Source organism: Shewanella sp. UCD-KL21, assembly GCF_001957135.1.
Taxonomy (GTDB): Bacteria; Pseudomonadota; Gammaproteobacteria; order Enterobacterales; family Shewanellaceae; genus Shewanella.
This window is the reverse complement of sequence record NZ_MPHK01000007.1, coordinates 82,837-107,622: the sequence shown is the minus strand read 5'-3', so window position 1 is coordinate 107,622 and position 24,786 is coordinate 82,837. Positions and strand designations below refer to the sequence as shown.

Annotated in this window: 16 protein-coding genes; 8 read left to right on the top strand and 8 right to left on the bottom strand. The window is 41.4% G+C overall.

Features of this window, described 5'->3' with window-relative positions:
• Positions 1-284: 284 nt before the first annotated feature.
• The 5 genes from BM739_RS08420 to BM739_RS08400 all read right to left on the bottom strand — a co-directional run bounded on the left by BM739_RS08420 (position 285) and on the right by BM739_RS08400 (position 7,793).
• Positions 285-950, bottom strand: a complete 666-nt coding sequence (locus BM739_RS08420) for a heavy metal-binding domain-containing protein (protein ID WP_076539569.1) — start codon at positions 948-950, stop codon at positions 285-287.
• Positions 951-1,057: 107 nt separating this feature from the next.
• On the bottom strand, positions 1,058-1,558 hold the full coding sequence (locus tag BM739_RS08415) for a hypothetical protein (RefSeq protein WP_076539568.1): 501 nt from the start codon (positions 1,556-1,558) through the stop codon (positions 1,058-1,060).
• A gap of 310 nt (positions 1,559-1,868) precedes the next feature.
• Positions 1,869-3,014, bottom strand: coding sequence for a cupin domain-containing protein (locus BM739_RS08410; protein ID WP_076539567.1), 1,146 nt, complete (start codon positions 3,012-3,014; stop codon positions 1,869-1,871).
• Between the two features lie 199 nt (positions 3,015-3,213).
• Positions 3,214-4,587 carry an MATE family efflux transporter gene (locus tag BM739_RS08405; protein ID WP_076539566.1) on the bottom strand — a complete coding sequence of 458 codons (1,374 nt, stop codon included), beginning with the start codon at positions 4,585-4,587 and terminating at the stop codon, positions 3,214-3,216.
• A gap of 443 nt (positions 4,588-5,030) precedes the next feature.
• The gene (locus tag BM739_RS08400) at positions 5,031-7,793 is read right to left on the bottom strand and encodes a hypothetical protein (protein WP_076539564.1); all 2,763 of its coding nucleotides are present in this window, start codon (positions 7,791-7,793) and stop codon (positions 5,031-5,033) included.
• Between the two features lie 317 nt (positions 7,794-8,110).
• Between BM739_RS08400 and BM739_RS08395 the strand changes: the two genes are divergently transcribed.
• Positions 8,111-8,359 carry a DUF3297 family protein gene (locus BM739_RS08395; protein WP_076539562.1) on the top strand — a complete coding sequence of 83 codons (249 nt, stop codon included), beginning with the start codon at positions 8,111-8,113 and terminating at the stop codon, positions 8,357-8,359.
• A 147-nt stretch (positions 8,360-8,506) separates the two neighbouring features.
• Here the strand turns inward: BM739_RS08395 and katG are convergent, their stop codons facing one another.
• Positions 8,507-10,681 (bottom strand): catalase/peroxidase HPI, encoded by a 2,175-nt coding sequence (gene katG, locus BM739_RS08390; RefSeq protein WP_076539560.1) that lies wholly within the window; start codon positions 10,679-10,681, stop codon positions 8,507-8,509.
• A 706-nt stretch (positions 10,682-11,387) separates the two neighbouring features.
• Here katG and BM739_RS08385 point away from each other — a divergent pair.
• The 6 genes from BM739_RS08385 (at position 11,388) to BM739_RS08360 (ending at position 20,911) form a co-directional block, all read left to right on the top strand.
• The gene (locus BM739_RS08385; protein ID WP_254843508.1) at positions 11,388-12,710 is read left to right on the top strand and encodes a sigma-54 dependent transcriptional regulator; all 1,323 of its coding nucleotides are present in this window, start codon (positions 11,388-11,390) and stop codon (positions 12,708-12,710) included.
• A 468-nt stretch (positions 12,711-13,178) separates the two neighbouring features.
• Positions 13,179-15,662 (top strand): hypothetical protein, encoded by a 2,484-nt coding sequence (locus BM739_RS08380; RefSeq protein WP_076539556.1) that lies wholly within the window; start codon positions 13,179-13,181, stop codon positions 15,660-15,662.
• Positions 15,663-16,121: 459 nt separating this feature from the next.
• A complete protein-coding gene (locus BM739_RS08375) occupies positions 16,122-18,533 on the top strand; it encodes a tetratricopeptide repeat protein (protein ID WP_076539554.1) in 2,412 nt (803 codons plus the stop codon).
• 24 nt (positions 18,534-18,557) lie between these two features.
• A complete protein-coding gene (locus BM739_RS08370; RefSeq protein WP_076539552.1) occupies positions 18,558-18,998 on the top strand; it encodes a hypothetical protein in 441 nt (146 codons plus the stop codon).
• 106 nt (positions 18,999-19,104) lie between these two features.
• Positions 19,105-19,941, top strand: coding sequence for a polysaccharide deacetylase family protein (locus tag BM739_RS08365; protein ID WP_076539757.1), 837 nt, complete (start codon positions 19,105-19,107; stop codon positions 19,939-19,941).
• A gap of 328 nt (positions 19,942-20,269) precedes the next feature.
• Complete coding sequence (locus BM739_RS08360; protein ID WP_175609505.1) at positions 20,270-20,911, top strand: LysE family translocator; 642 nt, start codon at positions 20,270-20,272, stop codon at positions 20,909-20,911.
• A gap of 130 nt (positions 20,912-21,041) precedes the next feature.
• Here the strand turns inward: BM739_RS08360 and BM739_RS08355 are convergent, their stop codons facing one another.
• Entirely contained in the window at positions 21,042-22,094 is a 1,053-nt protein-coding gene (locus BM739_RS08355) for an NAD(P)/FAD-dependent oxidoreductase (protein ID WP_076539549.1), read from the bottom strand.
• Positions 22,095-22,311: 217 nt separating this feature from the next.
• Positions 22,312-22,923, bottom strand: a complete 612-nt coding sequence (locus BM739_RS08350; protein WP_139326852.1) for a protein-disulfide isomerase — start codon at positions 22,921-22,923, stop codon at positions 22,312-22,314.
• 257 nt (positions 22,924-23,180) lie between these two features.
• On the opposite strand from BM739_RS08350, the gene BM739_RS08345 reads away from it, so the two are divergent.
• Positions 23,181-24,743 (top strand): amidohydrolase family protein, encoded by a 1,563-nt coding sequence (locus BM739_RS08345; protein WP_076539545.1) that lies wholly within the window; start codon positions 23,181-23,183, stop codon positions 24,741-24,743.
• The last annotated feature ends 43 nt before the right edge of the window (positions 24,744-24,786 follow it).

Genomic DNA, 24,786 nt, shown 5'->3' with positions numbered 1-24,786 from the left:
GTGATATAGATGTTGAGAAGGATAAATCCAAGCAAGTTAAAAATTACTGTTTAGGCTGAGTTATTAGCGAGTTAGTTAAAGTCTAAAAGGGGGCATTAGTTAGTCGGCTTATTCGCAAATGATAGTAACAGATTATTGTCTGCGAATTTGTAAGCTCGTTTGTTATCTAATCATTTTGTATTAGCAGGACCTTATAACGACCTTACACTAACTAGCATTATCAGTATAAGGTCGTTGAACTGTGTTGCTTTAGTGTCTAATTAAACCACTAGCTTTAATCGCCTTTAGTGATGTGCGTGGGCCTTTGCATTGGCTTCAATCGGCATTAAATCCATGCCACAATTTGGGCAGGTATCGCCAGCAACGCCAGTGATATCAGCATTCATTGGGCAAGCATGGGTATGTTTAACCGCAGCATGCTTGTTGTGGCCTTTTTTAGAGCAGCATTTACAGTTACATTTGTCAGCGCAGTTTTCGCATTTGCCTTTGTTTGGGCAGTTGTCACATTTGCCTTTATTTGGGCAGTTATCACATTTGCCTTTGTTCGGGCAGTTATCACACTTGCCTTTGTTCGGGCAGTTATCACATTTGCCTTTGTTCGGGCAGTTTTCACACTTGCCTTTATTTGGGCAGTTGTCACATTTACCTTTATTTGGGCAGTTTTCACATTTGCCTTTGTTCGGGCAGTTATCGCATTTGCCTTTATTTGGGCAGTTGTCGCATTTAGCTTTATTTGGACAATGATCGCCTTTGATTTGTTCTAGGTTCATGCCACATTTTGGGCAAGTATCACCATTATCGCCTTTCACCTCAGGGTGCATTGGGCATTGGTATTTTTGGTGCTGGTGCTGGTGCTGGTGTTGCCCAAGGTTGTGTTGGCCTGCATTAGCAAGTTGCACGCTTGAGCTGATCAAAAAGAGACTGAGAAATAAATAGATAACGTTTTTCATTAAATAATTCCATCGAAATAGTGTCGTTTGCGCATCAGTGAAAAGTCATTGTATGGCAGACGATGGTTACAATAGTACAAGCTTAAATTTGCGATTATGACGAATGATTAGCCGATAGGTGGTCTTAAATTTTGCTGGGTATATATCGAGTGAAAATAGGGCATTGGGGTTGCTATAGCTTGATCTGATGGAGAATTCACTGCCCAAGGGGCAAAGAGCTGTAGCGTACCTGTTAATGTGATGAATAGGCAGTTGTCGCAATCTGACTGACAGTCATGTTTAGTGTCACAATGATCAGCAGGGCTGCTATTGGAGCTGCTATTGGTGTTAATGCCTGAGTCAGTTACTGTGTGCTTTGCTTGTGTCTTTTGCTGGGGTTCTGGACGAGTATCTGCCTGAGTTTCTGGCATCTTAGCTTGTGTGCTTGCTGTATGAGATTGTGGGCTTGTTGTATGAGCCTGGGTGTTTGCAGTATGAGTGTGTTGCAGCGGTTTTATATCTGCATGGGCCTTTGGCACCATCAATTCACCGTTAGCAAATACTAACTGACTCAACAGAGTGAGCAGCGTAAAAGCAAACGTGAGTCGGTGACGTAACAGGCTAAGCATATCAATTCCATAGTAAATTACCGCCGCAGCTTATCATCAAACTGCAAAGCTGAATCTGACGCAATTCACAGTTATTAACTCGGTATCAAATTGATCTCATTCAATAAAGCTCGGTCTAGGCTGAGTGGCTATCGGTTTTAGGGGTAATGGTGCGAAGGGGTCGTTACTTGTTCCTTGTTCATCTCAAAGAAAAAATGGTTCAGTGACTGATGTCGCTGAACCATTTTTGTTGATTGCTTGATAAAGACCGTTTCTTCAGTTGAGCACTCATTTAAAGTCATCAACTGCAGCTTATCTGAGCTAATCTGAGCTAGTCGATGTCGTCAAAATACCAGTAACCAGCATTAACCCAAGCGGTTAATTGCTCAACCACTTGGTTATCGTTTAACCATGGGCTTAGGTCTTGTGCACTAAGCTCTTGGGTATCACATAGCAGTGCGATTAAGGCTTGGTTGCCCGCAGCTAATTGCAGTTGCTCGCCATTAATATACAGCACACCGTCAGCCACACTTGCTTCAAAGTACAAAGTACGTAGGCCGCCGAGTTTAATTAAAGGTTGTTGCTTAAGCTGCTCGGTTACATCTAAGCTTTGAAACCCTAAACTTTCGTCAGGTAAATCAAGTTCACACTTAGATTGTGTTAGGTAACGGCCACTAAACTCGCTGACTAACTTGTCATCAAGGGTGGCAAACAATTGTTGTTTAATCCGCTCAAGATCGCTGTTGTTCACAATACCTGAATGCTCACTTAGGGCGCGGTCAGGATCGGCAATCTGCTCATTGCATAAATCTTTATCAATGATGTGATCGGCCATAGCGCTAACCATATCTTTGGCTGATGCGGTGCGGTAACCCACTGAAAAGCTCATTGATGGCTCAAGGGTGACGCCATCATGCGGGTAACCAGGCGGTAGATATAAGATATCGCCAGGCAGTAATTCAACATCAATGATAGGCTCAAATGCTTCGGTGTGCAGTAATGCTGGGTGAGCGGCAAACTCTTTGTGCGGCCCAAGATCGCCCACTCTCCAGCGACGTCGACCAGAACCTTGGCAGATAAATACGTCATAGAGGTCGATATGAGGTCCAACTCCGCCACCTGGAGTCGCATAGCTGACCATCACATCATCTAAGCGCCAGCGTGGGATAAAATCAAAACATTTGAGCAGTTCTTCAGCTTCTGGCACCCAGTTATTAAGGGCTTGGACAATTAAGGTCCAGTCAGTTTCACCGAGCTCTTCATAGGATTCAAATGGGCCAAACTCAGCTTGCCATTCATCGTTTGCTTTAAATACGCGGCGCGACTCAACCACGTCTTCGCAAGCAAGGCCTGCCATTTCTTCTGGTGAAAGTAAGTCTTCAAAGTGTTTAAAGCCTTGACGGATCACCAGTGGTTTCTTTTGCCAATACTGTTCAAGAAACTGTTTTGGCGTCATACCATTTAAATCTAATTGCATATTTATTACTCAGTAAAATTTGCCGCGATACTAGCAAGTATTAGCATTTGGTAATTTGGCCGAGATCATAAAATGGTGGATTAGTGGGTAAAGGCAATAAATCTGCCTAGCTTAATAGCGCCTGAAAAAATCTATACCTGCTGAGTGTATCAATTCTCTACTTATCACTGACTATAACTGCACTTTCTAGACATAGGTTTTAGTCATACATCAATGCTTGGGCTTTTTTATGGTCGAACTCTTTTAGCGACTTTCTGGCGAGTTGCCTAAACGGCAGGGCTTTAACGACTTCTTCAAATGGCTGAATTGCAAAGGCCCAGAAAATTGACCCATCAAAGACTAAAATGATCAGCGCACATAAGGGGATTGAAATGACCCATTGGCCAGTAAAGTTAATTTTGAACACCGCTGTGGTTTTACCTACCGCACGTAATATATTGCCATGAACGGTATTGTAACCACGCACGATGGGCAAAAAGATGTATAGCGGCGCAATGACGGCTAATGCCTGATAGGTGGCGGCATCTAAATGCGGGTAAATATCGGCAATAAAAATGCTGAACACCCCAAAAAACATTGCGCATATCACTGAAATAACCACGGCAATATCGATACTGGTATCAACGTTTTTACTTAAATCATCCATCTTATTAGAACCAATAGCTTGGCTAATGGTAATGGCTGATGAGTGTGACCAAGCTGCAATAAATTGGGTTCCTGCTTTAATCCAAGGCATCACCAAGGTGATGGCAACATAAGCATTAATATCAAGCTGTGAGTACAGCAACTGATATACAGTCACTCCCATCATCAGCATGGTTACATTGGCAGCAACGGGAAAAATCTCAATAAAATGCAGCCGAATATTGCGGCTCATAGAGGTGTTTTTATCAGGCAGCGTGATCTCAATGTCAGGGCTGTATTTCATATATGAGCCCAGATACATAAGCCGCACGCTTATGGCAATAATGCTACCAAGGGCAGCGCCTTGAACGCCCATGGCATTGATAACCATAGTGTCGCTAAAGGCATAACCGTGGATCAGTAAATATGAAAGCACAGCATTGATAGGCAGCTCAATAAGGTAACCTTTGAAAGGGATTTTAGTGCGACCTAAGCCATTAAACAGGGCTATCATCACTTGGGTTAGCGCGGTGTAAAGGATGATGTATTTTGAAATAACTAAGTAACTGGCAATTTCTTGTTGTAGCTGCAGATTATCTGTCAGCAGGCCAATTAAAGGGCGATCAAACAGGGTTAATAAGATCCAAAAAAGCAAGCCGACCGAGCAGTTAATCATTAGCCCAGACCAAAATGCTTTTGATAATGTTTGCTTATTGCCAGAGCCAACTGCGCGGCTTAATACTAATTGGGTTCCATTAGCCAATGCCATTTGAATACCCAGAATTGCAGCCACAATTGCAGTGGCGATGCCCATCGCCGCTAAGGGGATTTCACCTAAAGGCGATACTAATAAGGTATCTATCATCAGCATCGACTGCATCAGCAATCCGTTTAATGCTAATGGCCAAGCAAGGGAAAGGTTGTTTTTTACATAGGACTGAGAGGGCACGGTTAAACCTTAAATACGTGTAAATTTAATACGTTAAAAACTGCATAACTTGTAAATTGAAATAGGTGACACAGATAGTGATTGCCAAATACCGGCTTTAATAGCGGTTGTAATCACCGCTTTAAATCTTAAATAATCACTTCAAAAAGCTTATTTACAGACGCTTAACTCACACTGCATTACTAACGTTTACAGCGGCTATCACAGAGTTATCACCTATTTGTACTACAATAGCTTAAATCGTTTTTGGTTGCTATGGGGGAGCTTTTAGTTTGTTGGCTTTATCAGTTAATGATATTTTTTGATAATTTTTATTGTTTCGGAAATCACAATTTTTATAGAGAGAAAAGTGGTAAATCAGTCTGTAAGCATCAAAGCGAACCTGATGAGGTTCACTTTGATCTCTGTCTAGTTTATAAAGAGGGGGACACTTTATTTTTTGCTTATTTTACAATATACATAGCGTTGTTAGTGGCAAAGCTAAGATGAGCGCGAGTGGTTTGTGTTGCTGGCGTATATTGAATGGAGTCAGTTGTTATAGCAGCATCTAAAGCTGGAGTTTGCCATATTATTTCTCCTCCAATAGCAGCTCTCATTGAAAGCGTGCAATTAGGGTTACTAGTTAAACCGCTTTCCCCACTATCACAGCTACTAATTAGCAAATTATCTGAACCAGTTGGTTGTAAAATATTTGTCACCTCACCATCAATCAAATAGGAGCTTATTTGAGTTAAAGTGGTATCAAGTATTAATATTTCAGTCCTGTTACCATATGGCGAACCATGAGGGGTTACACAAGCAATTTTAGTAGCTTGCTTAATGAGTTGTATTTTTTCACAAGAAAGTGTTGTTGAGTTTATTGGTGAGAAAACACCATTTGAATATTCAAATTGCTCCACAGTATTAATTACATGGTTATTAGCATCTCGTTTTATTGATGAGATAACAGCAACTAATTGCTCTTGTTCGTTTCTAGAAAAGTTAGCGTCTATGATTGTTAATATATCTGTCGGCTGATAATTCCAAAGCACTGTTTGATTGACTAAATCTTCTATATAAACTTGGTAACTATTCACAACGATTAAATCAGAAAAACCATCGCTATTAATGTCAGAATTTTCAAGTTTAATCGTTGCTATATATGAGTTTTGTGATGCATTAGGGCTGAGTTTTTTCTCCCAAAGTAACACTCCTGATGTTAGTTCTTGTGAAAAAATGGTATGACCGTAATCAGACTGAGTGTTAATAATGACCTCGTTAATACCGTCTAAATTAGCATCAAATATATCAAGTGCATAAATTGACCCAGTAATCCCGTTTTCATATTGGTAAAGATTGTTTGTTTCTATCTTTCCATTTTCTGCAATGCTGACCAGATCCCAATTGTGAAGAGGCATATAAAAAAATGTTTTTGCTTCTCCATTATCTACCTTTAAGTTTCCTGCTGTGTGGTAGTTCTTTGCTGGGGTTGAAAAGCTGGATAACCAAGCGCCTTTTGGGTCAGGTTTGAATTCAATGGTACTGATGGTCGAATAGCCAGAACGTATCAATTCAATAAACCCGTTACCTTCAATATCAGCGGTAATGATATTAACTGTGTTGCTAGCAAACAGGTTCCATTCTAGCTCTAAACTTTGGCTAGAATATGCATTTAACTTACCGCCGTATGCATTGCATGGGCCAGTAATAAGACTTTTAGGGCTATCAGTATTGAGGGTAGCTGCATGTAGGCTACATACTGGTTCTGCTAGTATCAAGCTAGCAGTTGGAGAGCTATTGCCATATTTGAGAATTTCAATAGATTGGTTTTGTTTGTTGAAATGAACAAACTCTAGCACTTTATCATTATCAATATCAGCTAATGTAAATAGTGTTTCTTCGGTATTAGAGTGCTGCCAATTTAATTTATTCAGTTCATTATCAAATACTGAACCATCATCTAATATAATTTGTTTTGAATTTAAATTGATAATTTTATCTATGAAAACTTGCGATGGTTGGGTTTGAAGATCATATAGGGCATCTATTGATTTTGACTTGGTATTCCACACCCAAAGGTCATGATTAGGATTATTGCCACAGTCTCTACATGCGGTGATTAAAACAATATCAGCATTACCATCCTCGTTAATATCAGCAATTGAAAAATCGACAAATTTTTTGTTTCTAATTGTATTAGATTGCTCAAATTTATCTATTTCTACGAGAACATCCACTTCATTGTTTTCTGGGTTAATGGATATGATTTTATTGTTCTTCATTGCAATTATATGATTAAAACCATTATTATCGAAATCATAGTGTGTGACTTTTAAGGCTTCGAAATTATACGGGTAGCTCCACTGTTGGACATACTCTTCCCCTTGCTTACCTAATAGTAAAATCTGCTTAGTATGAGTTAATAATAAAATTTGTTTCTCTTGTGATGATTGAAAGTGAGCTACTGAGATGTCCCCCTTTTGTCCTGTAGCAGAAATGCCAGAATAAGCGTTAAAGGAAGCATCAGATGTTTGATTTATTGAAGAGTGCTTAATGACTCCATAATCAGCAATAGTCAGGGCAAAATTAATATCTTGGCTGGATGAAAAAGCAATTGACTGAGCCTCCCAAATGAGGAAACCATCATCTGAAATCGACATTCCTGTTGGGCCATACACGAGTTCAGGTGCTACCCCAACATCAGGCAATATTTCGATTTCAACCTTGAGCTTATCGCCATAATTTATAGCTTCAGGTAGTTGCTTAAAAGTAATTTGAGGCTCTTTTATAAATGTAGCTAATACTTCGTTTTCGTCGGCAGTTTCAAACCACTGCATTTGGTATTCGTCGTTAAAACTGACAAAAATGGATAATTGTCCTTCAGAAATATTTTGTATATTGCCTTCGCAGTCGGGTAATGAGTTTGAAGAAATTATATTAATAGTGAGGGGATGCTTTTCTCCAGCATTTATTTGATTTTTGAATTGGTAACTGGCGGTGGTAATTTGCTCACTGGATATAATTTGCGATGAAAGGTCGCTATTGAAGCTATATGTCTCAATGCATTTGCTATCAGGGATCTTTAGAAGCCAGCGTCCTTGAATTTCATTGGTTATCGTTGGTGTTGTTGGTTTATTATTTAAATCAGAACTATTGTCTGAGTCATTACCTCCTCCACACCCTGCAAGAAGTAAAATGACAGAGAGCATCATTGTTTTTATTAACATTCAAAAATCCTTTTTACTACAGTATCCATGAGTCATATTTGACCTAGCTAAGTCAGCTAGAATATCTTGTTAGTTGTGTAGATACAAATGGTTACTTGTGATTGACTTGTTTGGTATCTGGTGCGCGGTTGTAATGTAACTATTGAATTGCTGGGGGGGGAGCTTGAATTATTTTCAGTGCAACGAATCAAGCTACTCAAGTTTACTAATCTTAATTGACTCTGTGGAGTATTCTCACATTTACGACAGCTGCGCTTGAGCAAAACGGCGCTATTGCCTACAATAGCGCATATATTTATTACTACAGATAGCAGACCATGACTGATTCAACTGAGAAACTTGCTTTACCTGATCGCCTTTCCGTTAACCCACGTAGCCCACATCATGTGGCTGCCATTTTCGATCACGACATTGGTATTACCGTTAACGGTAAAGAGCGTTTTGACGTTGAAGAATATTGCATCAGTGAAGGTTGGGTTAAAGTGCCATCTCACAAAGCGTTAGACCGTCGCGGTCAACCGCTGATGATGACAGTGAAAGGCACTATTGAAGCCTTTTACAAGTAAGCTGATTAATTTTTAAATCAGTAGCTTGAGTTAATAAAGTAACTTATTAGCAAGAAGCATTAAAAAGCGAATCGATTGATTCGCTTTTTTGCTTTTGAATCTCAACACTTTGTTAGTGTTAAATTGCATGCATACCTGCCTAACGACTTAGATTAAGTCAAAACGATCTGCGTTCATCACCTTCGCCCACGCGGTGATAAAGTCGCGAACGAATCGTTTTTTATTGTCATCTTGGGCGTACACTTCAGCATAGGCTCGCAGCTGCGAGTTTGAACCAAAAATCAAATCTACCCGCGTTGCCGTCCACTTGAGTTTGCCAGTTTGACGTTCACAAATATCGAACAGATTATCGGATTTTGGTTGCCAGCTATAATTCATATCGGTGAGATTGACAAAAAAGTCATTACTGAGCACGCCAACATTATCGGTAAATACCCCATGTGATGTATTGCCGTAGTTGGTGCCAAGCACCCGCATACCGCCTACAAGTACCGTCATTTCAGGGGCGGTGAGCCCCATCAGTTGGCTGCGATCGAGCATTAACTCTTCTGCGCTGACAATATAATCATTCTTTAACCAGTTACGAAATGCATCATGAAGCGGCTCTAAATCGGCAAAGGAGTCAATATCGGTCATCGCTTGGCTTGCATCACCTCGGCCGCGAAAAAACGGCACTATCATCTCAAACCCAGCCGCCTTTGCTGCTTGTTCAACCCCGACATTACCTGCTAAAACAATGACATCAGCGATGCTGGCTCCTGTATTGGTGGCGATAGCGTCAAGTATAGTTAATACCTTACACAGGCGTGTAGGCTCGTTACCTTGCCACATATTTTGTGGCGCTAACCGAATGCGGGCGCCATTAGCGCCACCGCGCATATCTGAGCCTCTAAAGGTTCTGGCGCTGTCCCATGCTGTTGTTACCATTTCGCTGATAGTTAAGCCGCTGGCGCTGATCTGCTCTTTTACCAACTGAATATCGTAGTGGCGGTTACCTGCGGGGATAGGATCTTGCCAAATCAACTCCTCATCTGGCACATCTGGGCCTTCATAACGGGTTTTAGGCCCCATGTCTCTGTGAGTCAGCTTAAACCAAGCTCTGGCAAAAGCATCAGCAAACTCATCAGGATGATGATAGAAATGCTCGGATATTTTTCGGTATTCAGGATCGATTTTCATCGCCATATCAGCATCTGTCATCATGGGGTTGTAGCGTTTGCTTGGGTCTTCAACATCAACCGGTTTATCTTGCTCTTTAATATTGATAGGCTGCCACTGCCAAGCGCCTGCTGGGCTTTTGGTGAGCTCCCAATCGTAGTTAAGTAACAGCTGAAAATAGCCATTGTCCCACTGGGTAGGATGAGTCGTCCATGCGCCTTCTATACCACTGGATACCGTATTGCGACCAATGCCGCGATTCGCTTGGTTGTTCCAGCCCATGCCTTGTTGTTCAATGTCAGCCGCTTCTGGCTCTGGGCCAAGTAAGGTTGCGTCACCGTTACCATGGGCCTTACCCACAGTATGACCGCCAGCGGTGAGGGCAACGGTTTCTTCATCATTCATGGCCATGCGTTTAAAGGTCACACGAATGTCTTGGGCGGTTTTTAGTGGATCAGGCTTACCATCAACCCCTTCTGGGTTGACGTAAATTAATCCCATCATTACTGCGGCTAATGGATTTTCGAGCTCCCGCTCACCTGAATAGCGACTGCCTTCGCTGCTACTTGGAGCCAGCCAATCTTTTTCAGCTCCCCAGTAGATGTCTTTTTCAGGATGCCAGATATCTTCACGGCCAAAGGCGAAACCGAAGGTTTTAAGCCCCATAGACTCATAGGCTATGGTGCCTGCGTAGGCAATTAAATCTGCCCAACTGAGCTTGTTGCCGTACTTTTTCTTAATTGGCCACAGTAATCGACGGGCTTTATCGAGGTTGACGTTGTCAGGCCATGAATTAAGCGGGGCAAAGCGCTGATTCCCGGTGCCAGCACCGCCGCGACCATCAGCAGTGCGGTAAGTGCCAGCTGCATGCCATGACATTCTAATCATTAAGCCGCCGTAGTGTCCCCAGTCAGCAGGCCACCATGGTTGACTATCAGTCATTAGTGCATGCATATCTTGCTTTAACTCAGCCACATCGAGCTTTTTAATTTCCTCTTGATAATTGAAGCGATCGCCCATGGGATTAGTCTTAGCATCGTGTTGATGCAAAATATCCAGATTAAGCGCTTTAGGCCACCACTTGGTGTTGGGCATGCTGTTGTCTGTGGTGCCACCGTGCATTACTGGGCATTTGCCACCAGTATTTGTGGTGTTTTTATTCATAACTTAACTTCCTTAGTGTATTGACCCCTAATTCGCTTCTGGCACAATTTGATTGCATGAATCGGGATACATTAGGTGTTCAGGTTGAATTACCATTAGCTTTTTCAACACAAAAACAGGCGTATGAGTAAAGCGATAGTAATATCGATAGCAATAGTGTTTCTAGAAGGCTACCTATCAAGTTAGTTCATAAAGTCAGACTTTGGCGCTTTTAAGCTCAATCGTTTTGATGGTTTTTATCTGAATGGGGATAAACAAAACATGACTACCTTTTGAGTTGCCAATTTTTAGGGCATCTACAGTTAGTTGTTCGGTTTAGTCTTTGCTCGTGTCATTACGGGTTGTTAGACGAATAAACTGATAGTGAGTCTAATTGATGGGATTCACCACTATGAGGTATTTGCACCTCTTGGTTTGCTGAAAAATAACTAAGCTTTGAGGTGCAGCCTTGCAACCCTTTGGCTGCACATTAATTTGGTGATTTGATCATGGCTATGGTGGAGAATTTTAAGCAAAGTTTATTAAAGTAAAGCAATGGATCACTCTCTGCTATTAACCCATATTGACACGCAAAAAGTTGTTAACCACAGTTATTACCCTACAATTAGTAGGTGATTGTTAGTGCGCTGACTTGTGCAACACTACCCCGGGTGCTAATACAGTGAAAAAATTTAAGTGTAGCCCGCCGCCAATAAGGGAGTTATTGGTGCTGAACTTTACCAATAAGGAGTTTGAAGCCGAACGTGAACTTAAACCATTTGGTTGGCACTGTATTCATGCTGACAAACCAAGCTGTGCGCTAAACATACTTAATCAGTATGACATTAAAATTGCTATCGCATTGATTTCTAAAAAACAGATAAAAAAAGTGCTCAGTAGCATTAATCAATTAAATGATTGTCAGGATGATCTGCTCTGGATCGCAATCTTAACCGATACCAGTATTGCCGATGTTAAGCTCACCAATTGCCTTAGTCGTTACTTTAGCGATTATCATCACCTTCCAATTGACTGGGAGCGGTTGCAACATACTTTAGGTCACGCCTATGGTATGGCGCAGTTGAAAACAATGCACCAAGCTGCTGAACTCACAGCTAATACAAGTGATGAAATTCTCGGTGAATCAACAATCATTAAGCAACTGAAAAGTAAAATTTCGAAAATAGCTCAGGCAGATGAAGCTGTACTTATTAGTGGAGAAACCGGCACGGGGAAAGGTCTTTGTGCCCATTTAATTCATCGTCAATCAAGCCGTCATAATGGCCCATTTATTACCATCAATTGTGGTGCCTTATCTGCTAGTTTGATAAATTCAGAGTTATTTGGCCATGAGAAAGGGGCCTTCACTGGCGCCGACAAGCAATATATTGGCCATATCGAAAGAGCCCATAATGGCAGTTTGTTTCTCGATGAAATAGGCGATTTGTCGTTAGAATCGCAAGTTCACCTGTTGCAATTCCTTGATGAGCACATCATTGAGCGTGTTGGCGGTAGTGAGATTATCAATATCAATTGCCGCATCATACTTGCTTCGCATATCAATCTAGATACAGCGGTGGAAGAGGGGCGTTTTAGAGAGGATTTATACCATAGGGTTAATATTTTACATCTTCATGTACCTAGCCTTAGGGAGCACAAAGAGGATATCCCCTTACTGGCAGCTAAATATCTACATCAATACAGTCCGAGTCAGCAAATATCTGCTCTGACTGCTAGAGCTCTAGAGGTGATGTGCGGATATGAATGGCCAGGTAATGTCAGAGAGCTAAAAAATCGCATCCGCCGCGCCATTATTATGGCAAATAATCAGCAGTTAACCGATGCCGACTTAGGGTTACAGGCCGCAGTCATTCATCAAGATAATAGCGGTAAAGTTAATTTAGCCCAACACAGAGTCGATATTGATACCGAGCTACTACTTGATGCTATCAAACGCAATAATCACAACATGTCTGCGGCGGCAAGAGAATTGAAAATATCCCGCACCACCTTATATCGCTTAATCAAAAAGTGCCAAATCAAACTGTAGATTTAACACCTCAACTTGAGACGATGTTTTAAGTTATGTTCGCGCTTGTTAGTCAATTTACTACTCATCAATATGTTGTATGCAAAGTCATGTCGACAGTAACAGCTTGGACACCATTAGAGTTACTTTTATAAACGCACTCGCTAAATATTCCCTTATTTACAACGCCCTAAATTTATCAGGCAAAAGCACTGTTTCACTTATGTAACACCTTAGCGTTTAAATACCCAAGTAAAAACATTTTATCAAAATATTTCAATAGCTTAGTAAGTTGGCTTAAATACTGCTTTGTTAGAGGCTAGTGTTTAGAACGCGGATTTTTCAGGCCTGAGAGCGCTTGTTGTTTTCATATAAAACAATGTCACATTGCTGCTCACAAGGTAAAGGTCGATTGATATTAATAGCGACAGCACATAGTGCTGTATCAATCATTTTAGTTAGAGATTAAATAACAAAGTGGTGATTATTATGAGACGAATTAAATTTAATTGGTTTGCGATGGGGCTAGCTATGCTATTGGGGGTTACCTCTTTAGTTTCTGTTAGTACCCTTGAGGCAAACCCCATTTATGAAGGGCCGGCTAATAGCCCTAATTCATGTATGGCAGATGCTTATTTTGCCACTGGCGGTAAGGGTCTTAAAGATGTCCTTGGGGCTTCGCTCAACTGTACTGCAAATGATGTTGAAATAACCACTGTGACAGTAAAAGCGGTAGATGGTAATGGACCCGATAGTGAAGGTAACTTTAGCTGTACTAAAGGTGACACTATGATGGTGACGGCTGATTTACGAGTCAGAACCAATGCCAATGAGCGTTGGGATACCACCTTTTTCTTACCTTTGAATCAACAATCGCCACAGGTTATACAGCAGGATGATTCAGCTTGTAGCATTGTTATCCCTAAAAACGAATTTGCACCAGATATTGACTCTGGTGTATTGGTTGCACAAGATCTAGATGGTGATGTCTGTGGTGATATAGCTAAAGGCCCGTTAGTTAACGATGAATACACCTTAGTGGATGCGACTTTTACCATGCTGTGTGAAGCGGGTGATGATACTCAGGTCGATTTTGTCTACTGTGCTGCGTGGGATAATCAAGAAAGACACAATTGTGCTGCAAACGGTGATAATCCGGGTCAAGAGCCCAATACTACCTCTAAATGTAATTGTGGTGACATTCCGCTTAATATCTTTATCCAACCTAATCCACCTTTGGTGAGCAAAACCCTTAAAAGTCCCATTTCAGGTGAGGCTTTTGAGCCTAGCGGAATTTATACCTATACCATCAGAGTTGAAACACAAACCCCTGAAGCTGATCTCAATGTCACAGCCTTAGCTGATTATGTGTGGTCGACTACCGATGCAGACGCTAATCTGTATAGCTTTGATCTAAATAGTGGTAGCGATGTCACCCAAGGCAATGTGACACTACTTGGCACTTGGGATGAAAACTCTCCTGCTAACTACACCTGTGATGATGTGAGTTTACCTAAGGTGTTAAATGCGGCGACGTTGGCCTTTGAGTGTGACATTGTGGTGCGAATTGATGATGAAGATCTGCCCAATGATCAATCGAATGAATTTTATCGTGATGTTGTTAAGGTGATTGCCGAGGACAACAATGCCGATAACATTGGTCAATGTATTGAGCCTTTAAGCGGCGCTATGGTCGATGGTACCTGTTCTAGTGAAGTACAAGTTGCCGTTAAAAATGTCGCGCCAGTGTTGGCTATTGAGAAGTTTGCCATCGCTGGACCAGGTTATACCTGTATGAGCGGTACGATTGATGCTGATGGTCGTTGTAGTGGTGTTGATTATATTCCTGAGCCCGGTGGCGCAGTGACCTATAAGCTGATCATCAGTAATGAAAGCCTAGTGGATGCAGTAACCTTAAGCAGCTTGGTCGATACGGTCGGCAGTGCTGACTTAGACCTCGTAGCAGACATCACAGGCAATAGCTGTGATGATGGCTGGCCTAAGGTGTTAGCTAAGAAAGGTGACTCTGGAGATAGCTTTACCTGTACCTTTACACGTGATGTTAGTGGCGAACCAAGGACAGTGCGTAATGATATCGAAGTAAAAGGTTTCGATAACGAGGCGGATGAAGCCACAGCAACGGACTTTGAACAAGTGATGATTGCTGATGTTGCGCCAGCATTGACTCTAGTTAAACAAGTTAAGGTCGCAGGTGATCCTGACAGTGCCTACAGTGATGATGCTTATGTGGATGAGCCTGGCGGTGACGTAATCTATCGCTTTACTATTGACAATACTTCACCTTCTGGTGAATCAATTACCCTACAAAGCCTAGTAGATCCGGTCTTAGATGGGACTCGAGTCACTGTCACTAATGATCTGTGTAATTTCACTACCACAGTGGTGACTTACGACACTGATTATGTGTGTACTATCGCAGCCACGGTTACCGGTGAGCCAGCATCTAGCCCATTGACTAATACTGCCTATGTAACCGCGATTGATAACGAAAGTAACTCAGTGCGTTCCAACGATGATTCGGCCAATGTTAACTTTAACAATGTCGATCCGAGTATCACAATGGATCTGAAGATTGACTTCACCATCTTCGTCAGAATTGATAATAATTCGACATTTGAAAGCGTTACCTTGGAAGAAGTCAATATTAGTGATCAGACCGTCCCTGATTCCGGTACGGCAATTAACTCGAACTCTTTTGAGGTGAGTAACAGCAGTTGTAGCACTGATGGTACACAAATCATTTTAGCTAACGATTACTATGAATGTCAGTTCGATGTACACCTACTTGCCACTGAAAATGACGCCGCTGAAAATGTATTTAAATATGACACCAGCGACGTTACCCCTTATGCCAGTAACCTTGCCGATCTCGTTGAGGTGGTGGTTAAAGATAATGAAGGTAACGAGGCAAATGATGTTGCTAACGTCACCGTACAGTTGAATGAAGACTAATTTAAAGGAGTTCCCCCAAAAAAGCGCTAGTTATCACTGGCGCTTTTTATTTTTGGCTTAGGGGGCAATCATTGGGTCGATAGGTGCCGGTTGCCCACTGTATTAATATGCTGTTATCAATGAGTGCTAAAATTTTAGCTTTAAACAATGACAAGCGTACAACTAAAGTGCATATAACAGTCTGGAATCATGTACTACTAATGTATGTAATTTCAGTCGCTAACGGTGAATGTAAAATATGACTCTTAGTTCGAATATCGCTACATAGCCTGATATAGCAGGGTTAAAGCCATTAGAGGGTTTTAAAATCCATAACAGCAGGGCGTTTGCTATGGTTTGCGCAATAGAAAAATCCTACCTAGACTGATCATTCAGTTAAATATGCAGTTTCTCCCCATTTCAGAGTGATAGTTTCCGCATTCTCAGGCGAACATTAGAATCTATAAGGCTCAACTTTTTATGGACTCAAAGGGCAGAAATCAGAGCGATACGGAAGGAATAGACCCTAACTTACGTCAAGGTTTTGTGTTAAACGACATTGTGGTATTACCTGAAGATGGTGAAGTGATTATTCATGGGGAACGTCGTCACTTACCTCCTAAAGCTTTTGAAATCTTATTATATTTATGTTCACACCCCGAGCAGTTGCTTTCAAGTCAGCGATTGCTCGCTTTTGGTTGGGGGAAACTTAATCGAAAGCGTAGAAATTTAAGCCATGTAATTAGCGAAATTCGCCACGCCTTAGATGATCACAAAGAGTCCCCTGTTTTTATCCAAACCATTACCCGAAAGGGCTATAGATTAATCGCGACAGTCGCTCCCCTTGATGAGGAGGCGCTTAACCGAAAGCGTGCGGCGTTAAAAGCGCCGTTGTCAAAATCCGCCACTGAAAAAAGTTCGCATACACCGCAATGGCACTTGAATATTGCCTTATTAAAAAACTCTAATTTATTTCGTGTTAGTGTGGCTTTTTCGATTATGACTTGGCTCATTATTCAAATTATTGCCATTATTTTTCCGATTTTTAATGTGCCTGATTGGGGCATTAAAATTGTTGTTTTAGTACTGGTTGTCGGTTTTCCAATATTACTTATTTACACATGGTTTCAGGATATTAAGGTCAAAAAAGACTTATTTAAAGCTGATAGAAATCATCCGAAGAAAAAGGTGTTTTACAAGCAGTTGGCGTTTGATTTTTTCTTTATTGGCGCATTGTCCATTTTAGGTGGTTTTTTATCGCTGCATTTAATTGACTCTATTTATAATGAAAAACCCAAGGTCGCTGCGCTGAAAACCAGCCTACCTATTCAAGATAATCTTATTGCGGTTATCCCTTTTGTGTTTGGTGAGCAAAGCCAATTACCACATTATTTTGAATCCACCTTTCAAGGCGAAGTTATTAGCGCCTTAAGCAAGCAAAGTGCTTTTAATTTAATGTCTCAGCGGGCAGTAAATGAAATTCCCCAAAACAGCAAACTATCCACCTATGCCGAAAAACTCGGGGTGCGATATTTGGTGGATGGCGCCATTACTGAAAATGCAGGTGAATTTTCAATTATATTGCATATTACTGATATTAAAACATATTTACAGGTATGGTCGTCGGTTGTTAAAGGCGATGTCGGCAATATATTGTTGGTGCAAAAACAAATATATCGTGAGCTTTTTAATGCATTATCACTGATTGCACAGTCGAGTGAATTAGACAGTCAGGAGCTGATCAGCACCGATGACTTCAAAGCTTATGACAGTTATATACAAGGTAAAAGCGAGCTGTTTAAAGCTCCCACTCTGGCCACATTAGCCCAAGCGGAGTTTCACTTTATGAAAGCGTTGGCATTTGATGGTGAATTTACTTTAGCCAGCGCGGGTTTATGTCAAACCTATCTAAATCAATATCAGATAAATAAAAAGCTTGCGACGTTTGAATCTGCCCAGCAAATTTGTAATGCATTGACTCAGGTGTCTAATTTAAAAGAAGAAGGCTTAGTTGCCTTAGGTAACCTAGAGCGCTTAAGTGGCCGTTATGCACAATCTATTGCGTTTTTTGACGAGGCATTAACCCTAAACCCTAAAAATATTGAAGCAATTATTGGTGCAGCCGACAGCCAGACTCAACTGGGTAACAATGATAAAGCGGTGGATTTATTTGCTAATGCGATTCAATTAGAGCCGGGATACTGGAAAAATTATCAGCGCTTTGGCAATTATTACTTTAACAATGGTCAATATAAAAATGCTAAAGAGCAGTACCTTAAAGTGACCCTGTTAAAGCCTGATTATGCCAATGGCTACAGCAGTTTGGGCGGCGCTTACTTTCTTGATGATGAATTAGAAAAGGCCACTAAGGCGTGGCAAACCGCATTATCTTTAGCACCCAATGCGTTAACTTACTCAAACCTTGGGACAGCACTCTTTTTTAGATATGAGTTCACTGATGCGGCCCAAAGTTATCGCAAGGCGATTAAGCTGAGTCCGAACGATCCTGTGTTGTGGGCTAATTTAGCTGATGCAGAAAAGTTTTCTGGTGATGCCACTCAAGCCCTTCAAAGCTATCAACAAGCCTATAAATTAGCCCGTGAGCAATTTGTCGTTAACCCCAACGACCATGTTATGCAGGCAATGTTTGCTCGGTATCAATCAGAGCTTGGTGAGTGTGAACCGGCATTGCAAAAAATAACTTCAACGCAATTACAAGATAGCCCCGATCCATACCTTTTTTATGACATGGCCATCGCGGCGGTGAATTGTGATGAAAAACAACTGGCTATTCAGTATATCGATAATGCCCTTAAATTAGGCTATTCGAAAAAATTGCTGGCTAGAGATGTTCAGTTTCAAGGTGTTTACGTCAACATGGCGATGCCATAACGCAATAAAACAAGGAAGAAAGCAATGAATATTACTATAAAACCATTACTCACAGTTCGAGCATTAACCTTAGTTACACTCATAGGTATATTGGGGATGTTTTCACGACAAAGTCTTGCTGAAGATCAAACTATTAGTTTGGTTGCCAGTGAGTGCGCTGTCACGGTTACACCTAATGAAGGTAGCGGGTGTGAGCAAGGCCAATGTGAAGGGGTTGAAGCGTGTATCTGTGCCAAGCGAGGTGATTTTATTACTTGGGAAATGGCAGATGATATTTTTAGTAAATTTAAATTAAAATTTACTAAAAACTCACCACTGAAAGATCAATGCGGTAAAAATTTTAAAAATGGTAAGGCCAAATGCAAAGTGAAAGAAGAGCTTGAAGTTGGCGAAAGCTTTGATTATTTAGTCATGCTTGAAGGCTGTGATGAAGGCACAGATCCACGCATTGTTATTTCGAAATAATAACGGCTCAGTGAAAGTCAGAGTATGCATAATAGGCTGATGTATATGTTAGTTTATAGCTTGTTTTATATTTGGTTTTATAAAAAGCTGGGCTGGAATGACTTTTATGAGCGCTAAATTGACGATCAATAAATATATATTACAGATTTTATGGTCAATGGTCTTACTCGCATTGGCCTGTTTTTCAGCGTCGGCAGCGGAGACTCAATCTCAAAATTTTACATGGCCTGGCGGCGGTAAATTAGCGGTAAGTTTGTCCTATGATGATGCCCTAAATAGCCATTTAGACAAGGTGTTGCCAGCACTGAATAAGCATCATTTTAAGGGCTCTTTTTATGTTATTTCCACGTCTTCGGTATTAGTGCGGCGAAAGAGTGAGTGGCAAGCCGCAGTTAAACAAGGTCATGAACTGGGTAACCATAGCATGCACCATCCTTGCCGCGCCTCGCTGCCTAATCGGGGCTGGGTTAAGGCTGAGCAAGACCTTGATAAGTACAGTGTCACGCAGATGATTGAGGAACTTAGCGCTGCTAATGCTGTTTTAAATGCTATTGATGGTAAAACTGAGCGCACCTATACCGTCCCTTGTGGTGATTTAGTTGTGGGCAGCGCTTTAGGCTTAGATGATGAAGCAGCAGGCCAAGAATATCTTAGTAAAGTAAACCACCTATTTACCGCGATTAAAGGTCACGGTATTGATCCACGCTTCAACCCCATCATTTACCCAAGGGGCGAAACCGGTAAAGAGTTAATTGCTTATATTAACAATGCCTCTGCAGACACCTTACTTATTAACCTGGTTTTTCATGGCGTCGGCGGTGATTACCTATCGGTATCATCCAAAGCTCATGCTGAACTATTGGCTTATTTAGCAGCCAACAGAGATAAGTTTTATGTGGATTCATACCTTAATTTGATGAACTATGCAGCCGCTCAGCAATAGTTATTAATGCTATTTAAATTTAGGGCGTTTTAAGCTTTAGCTTTATTTAGAGATAAGCCGTGACAAGTATCATGTGGATTCATCCCTAAACTGATGGGCTATGCAGCCGCTCAGCAATAGCAGCTAATTCTATTTAGCTTGTTTCAGTTCAGCTTACGCTAACTTTAGCTTAACTCAGTCTCTAAAATCAGCCTTTAACATTTGCCTCTAAAATCAGCTGTAAACAAACTCTGCCAATCCAACCTCTCATTTAAACACAAGATGACTTTTATTCATGTTGGATAACTGTAGAATCCGCGCCTGTTTTATCACTAATTTTGTATTTATCATGATTGATCTGGCTTTACTTCCTGTTTATTTAACCACTGTGATCGCTTTATTGTTAATTCCTGGGCCTGACATGCTGCTGATCGCCAGTTCGAGTTTGAGCTATGGTCGCAAGGTGGGCGTGTACGCAAGCTTTGGTAATGCGACCTCTGGGCTTATTTTAACCTTGTTGGCGGCGATGGGCGTGTCGGCGTTAGTGGCAATGAATCCGATGGCATTAGAAGTGCTGCGGGTGCTAGGCGGCGCTTATTTACTCAAAATGGGCTGGGATTGTATGCGCAGCAGCGCAGCAGATGCCCCTGAAATTGAGCAGCAAAATAACTTAGCCAAATTACTTTATCGCCGCGCGGTAATGAGTAACCTGCTTAACCCCAAGGCGCTGATATTTTTTGTGTTATTTTTGCCGCAGTTTGTTTCAACCCAGCTAAGTGCTAGTTCAGGTGAGCAGATGTTGACTCTTGGGCTGATCCTGAACGTGATGGGGCTCGCTTTTAATTTACTGCTGGTGGCTTTAGTGGGCCGTTTAGGTAAGCCGCTACTTAAAAATGACAAGTTTAGAACTTATCAAAATAAGTTTATGGGGCTGATATTTTTTGCCTTAGCCATTTGGTTGTTAGCTTCTCAAGTGCAAAGTATCAGTTAGTTAAATAGAAGATATTGAATTTTAAAGCGACTTTACTTAAAAATAAAAACGGAATGAGCGACTACCCATTCCGTTTTTTGTTTTAGGGAGCAAGCCATTAAAGTTAATTGCTCGTTCTTGATAGGTGCTTTTAAGCTGCTTTAACGTTTTCAGAGATGTAATTCATTAAGTACTGCGCATCCTTGTAAACGCCGCCTAGGGTGGCAGAGCCTCGGGTATAAAGCCACGGCAAGCCAATAAAATATAAGCCCTCAATATCATTACTGACACCGCGATAATTGCTGGGGTAGTTCATTTCATCAAATGAGATACCGTCAATCCAAAAAAAGTTGGGTTTAAAGCCTGTCGCCCAAATAATATTTCTGATGCTAGTCACGCTGCCTTTTTGAAATGTAATACTGCTTTCATCGGCTGACAAGGTTCTGCCCATATGGATGACATTGTCTTTTGCGAGTAGTGATTTTACGTCAGTGCCAATGACAGGTTGCACGCCATTACTGAGCCACTTGCCAACTTTGCTAAAACGGTTAACCGATAAAAAGCCGATTTTGCTGAACCACCACCACAAGGTTTTACCTAAAAAGGTTTGCGGAATAGCTTTGATTTTATCGGTACCAGAAAAATGCACTTTGCGGCCGGTATCGGCAATTTCAGATAATATTTGCACCCCAGAATCACCTGCGCCAACCACCAAACAATCACCTTGTTGCAGCTGAGCTGGGCTTTTATAGTTTTCACTGTGCAGCTGAACAACATCTTTGGCAATATCTGCATGACATGCTGGGGTGTAAGGGGTATGAAATGGACCCGTGGCAATGATGACTTGTTTGGCTTTATAGCTTTTGTTGGCAGTGGTTATGTCAAAAATACCATTCACTTTTTTAATAGAGCTGACCTTTTGGTTAAACTCAATCGGTATCGAGAACTTATCAACATAACTTTTTAAGTAGTCTGCCACTTCATATTTATTAGGGTAATAACCTTTGGGAAATGGAAACTTCATGCCCGGTAGATGGTTATATTCAGTGGGAGTAAATAGGGTTAAAGAGTCCCAGCGCTTGAGCCATGGGGCGCCAATATATTCATTGGCATCGAGAATGAGATAGTCTTTATTATTGCTCGATAAGTTATATGCCATAGCCAGGCCTGACTGACCCGCGCCAATGATGATAAATTCTTTCATGGAACCCCAATAAATACATATGGTTATTATGGGCAGCATTCTAACAGAACATCAGCGCTGAATTGGCTGAGCCTTTAAAAGAGTTAATGGGATGAGTGTAAACCTTGGTTACGGTATTAGGATTTATATTCAGTCATAACTATTTAATTTCAATAAAAAACCACGGACAATGCCGTGGTTTTAAGTCAGTTTACACTGCTAAAATTCAGTCTTTATTTTACTTTTTAAATGCCGCGATTTCTTTTTCTACGCCAGCCACTACCGTATGCGGGCTGCTGATGTATTTTGAGTGGTCGATAAATATGGCGTTATCACCTACAGTCATCACTAATGCTGGAAAACTGTTAGTACCAATGGCCTGTTGGATTTCGGCAATGCCTTCAAGTACATATTCAGCGTCCATACTCAGCTCATCTTTAAAGACTTTATTTGATGGCGACAGCTTAAACTTTTCAACGATAGCATTGAAATCATGCTTAGTATCAAGCGGGTTACCTTCGATAAAGTGTGCTCTTTGAATCGCATTAAGTACGGGCAGTTGTTTGTTCGCTTGCTTGCTTTGCAACCATCCCATTAGGTTAGCGGTTTTGATTGAGTTTTTAGGGCTATTGGCATAACGAATATGATCTCTGCCAAACTTAAGTCCACTCATTCTTGCTGCCGCTTCCATTTGCTCTTCGCCAGCACTGTCTTTGCCGATGAAATTGGCGCAATGTAATAAGTTTACATTCATTTCTGGGTAGGCTTCTTGTAATGCATTCACCAAAGGTGTTGCGGCGTAGCTCCAAGGGCAATGTGAGTCGTAGATGAAATAAAGCTCGGTGGTCATAGGTAAATTCTTGTTTGCGATCTGATGAGTTGATCCTAGTGAGTTTGTGGCCATTATTCAATGATTGAAAGCATACATAGCTAATAAGTTGGCTGTTTACATCTTGCTGGGGAGCTGATCCTCTACTATCGATATCGTGCTTTGAAAATTATCATCTACAATTCAACTATCAATCGACAGTGCTTTTTAAAATATGCTGAGCTTGAACCGATCCAATAAGCCTTTTACGTCTTAATTAAAATTAATGAGGCAACAAGATGAAATTCTCAAATAGTGTCAAACCACTGATTATCGTTATGACATTTATCGGCGCTGGTGTTCAAGCTCAGAGCTTTGATGTGGTGATTAATGATGGCCGTGTTATGGACCCTGAAACCGGGTATGACCAAGTCGCTAATATCGGTATAAAAGATGGCAAGATTGCTAAAATAACCACAGATAATCTCGAAGGTAAGGAGGCGATTAATGCTAAAGGCTTGGTTGTCGCACCGGGCTTTATTGATACTCACTCCCATGTTGCCAATATCCCTTTTGGGCAAAAGCTACATTTGCGTGATGGAGTAACTACTCCTCTTGAGCTTGAAGTGGGCGCATATCCGGTCGATATGTATTATAAAAATCTTGAAGGCCGTTCGATGACCAATTATGGGGCAACGGTATCGCCAGCTGGCATTCGTGAAAAAATTGCTAACCCTAAATATGCTTCTGATACCGGCACACTGGTAAATGATCTGTTTGATCAATACCAGCAACAGCATTCACATGCAGGGATGCATATGACCACTTTTTTACCTAACTCAGAGCAAATTCAGCAGATTAATACCTTGGTTGAAGAAGGCATGAAGCAAGGGGCATTAGGGATAGGTGTTCCTGTGGGCTATATGTCAAAAGGCACCACTTCAGAAGAAACTATTTCCTGGCAAAAAATTGCCAGTGATTATGGCGTGTCGACCTTTCTGCATGGTCGCTTCTCTAGCCAAAAACCAGCGACAACAGGAATTTTAGGTTTCCAAGAAATGATCGCCAGTGTGGGGATTTATGGTGGTGGCCTGTTAATACAGCATATTCATCAGCAGTCTTTAAATGAAACCCCAAAAGCCTTGGCCATGGTGTTAGATGCACAAAAAGCGGGCTTACATGTTGCAGCTGAAGTTTATCCATACTTCCAAGGTGCAACGGTTGTCGGTGCTGACTATTTAGTGCCAGACAATTATGGCACTAATATGGGCCGCAGTTACGAAGATATTATTGAAGTTGCCACCATGAAGCCGTTAACTAAAGCGCGCTATGAAGCACTGATGGCGAGCGATCCTAGTGCATCGGTTATTTTTGGCGGCATTGCAAAACAAGGCATGATTAATGCGCTAACTCATCCCGCGGTGCATGTGGGCAGTGATGCCATGCCGCTAGTGGTAAAAAGCACCGGGGAAATGGCGGTTGATTTTGATACCCCTTATAAAGGTAATCAAGGTCATCCTCGCGCTGCAGGTACTCATGCAAAAGTGCTACGTTTAGTGCGTGAAGAGAACATCATGCCGTTAATGACTGCAGTGTCAAAAATGAGCTATATGCCGGCCAAATATCTACAGGATAATGGCGTGACTTCAATGGCACATAAAGGCCGTATTCAAGTGAATGCAGATGCGGATATTACCATTTTTGACCCTAGTACAGTGACTGATAATTCAACCATGATAGAAGCAGGTTTGCCCTCTACTGGTATCCCTTATGTGTTAGTTAATGGCACGATTATTGTCAAAGACTCAAAAGTGCTTAAAGAGGTCAAACCTGGGCAAGCGGTGAGAAACCAAAGCCAATAGTGAAAACGGGTAATGAACAACAGTCACTAAAATGAGTGACTAA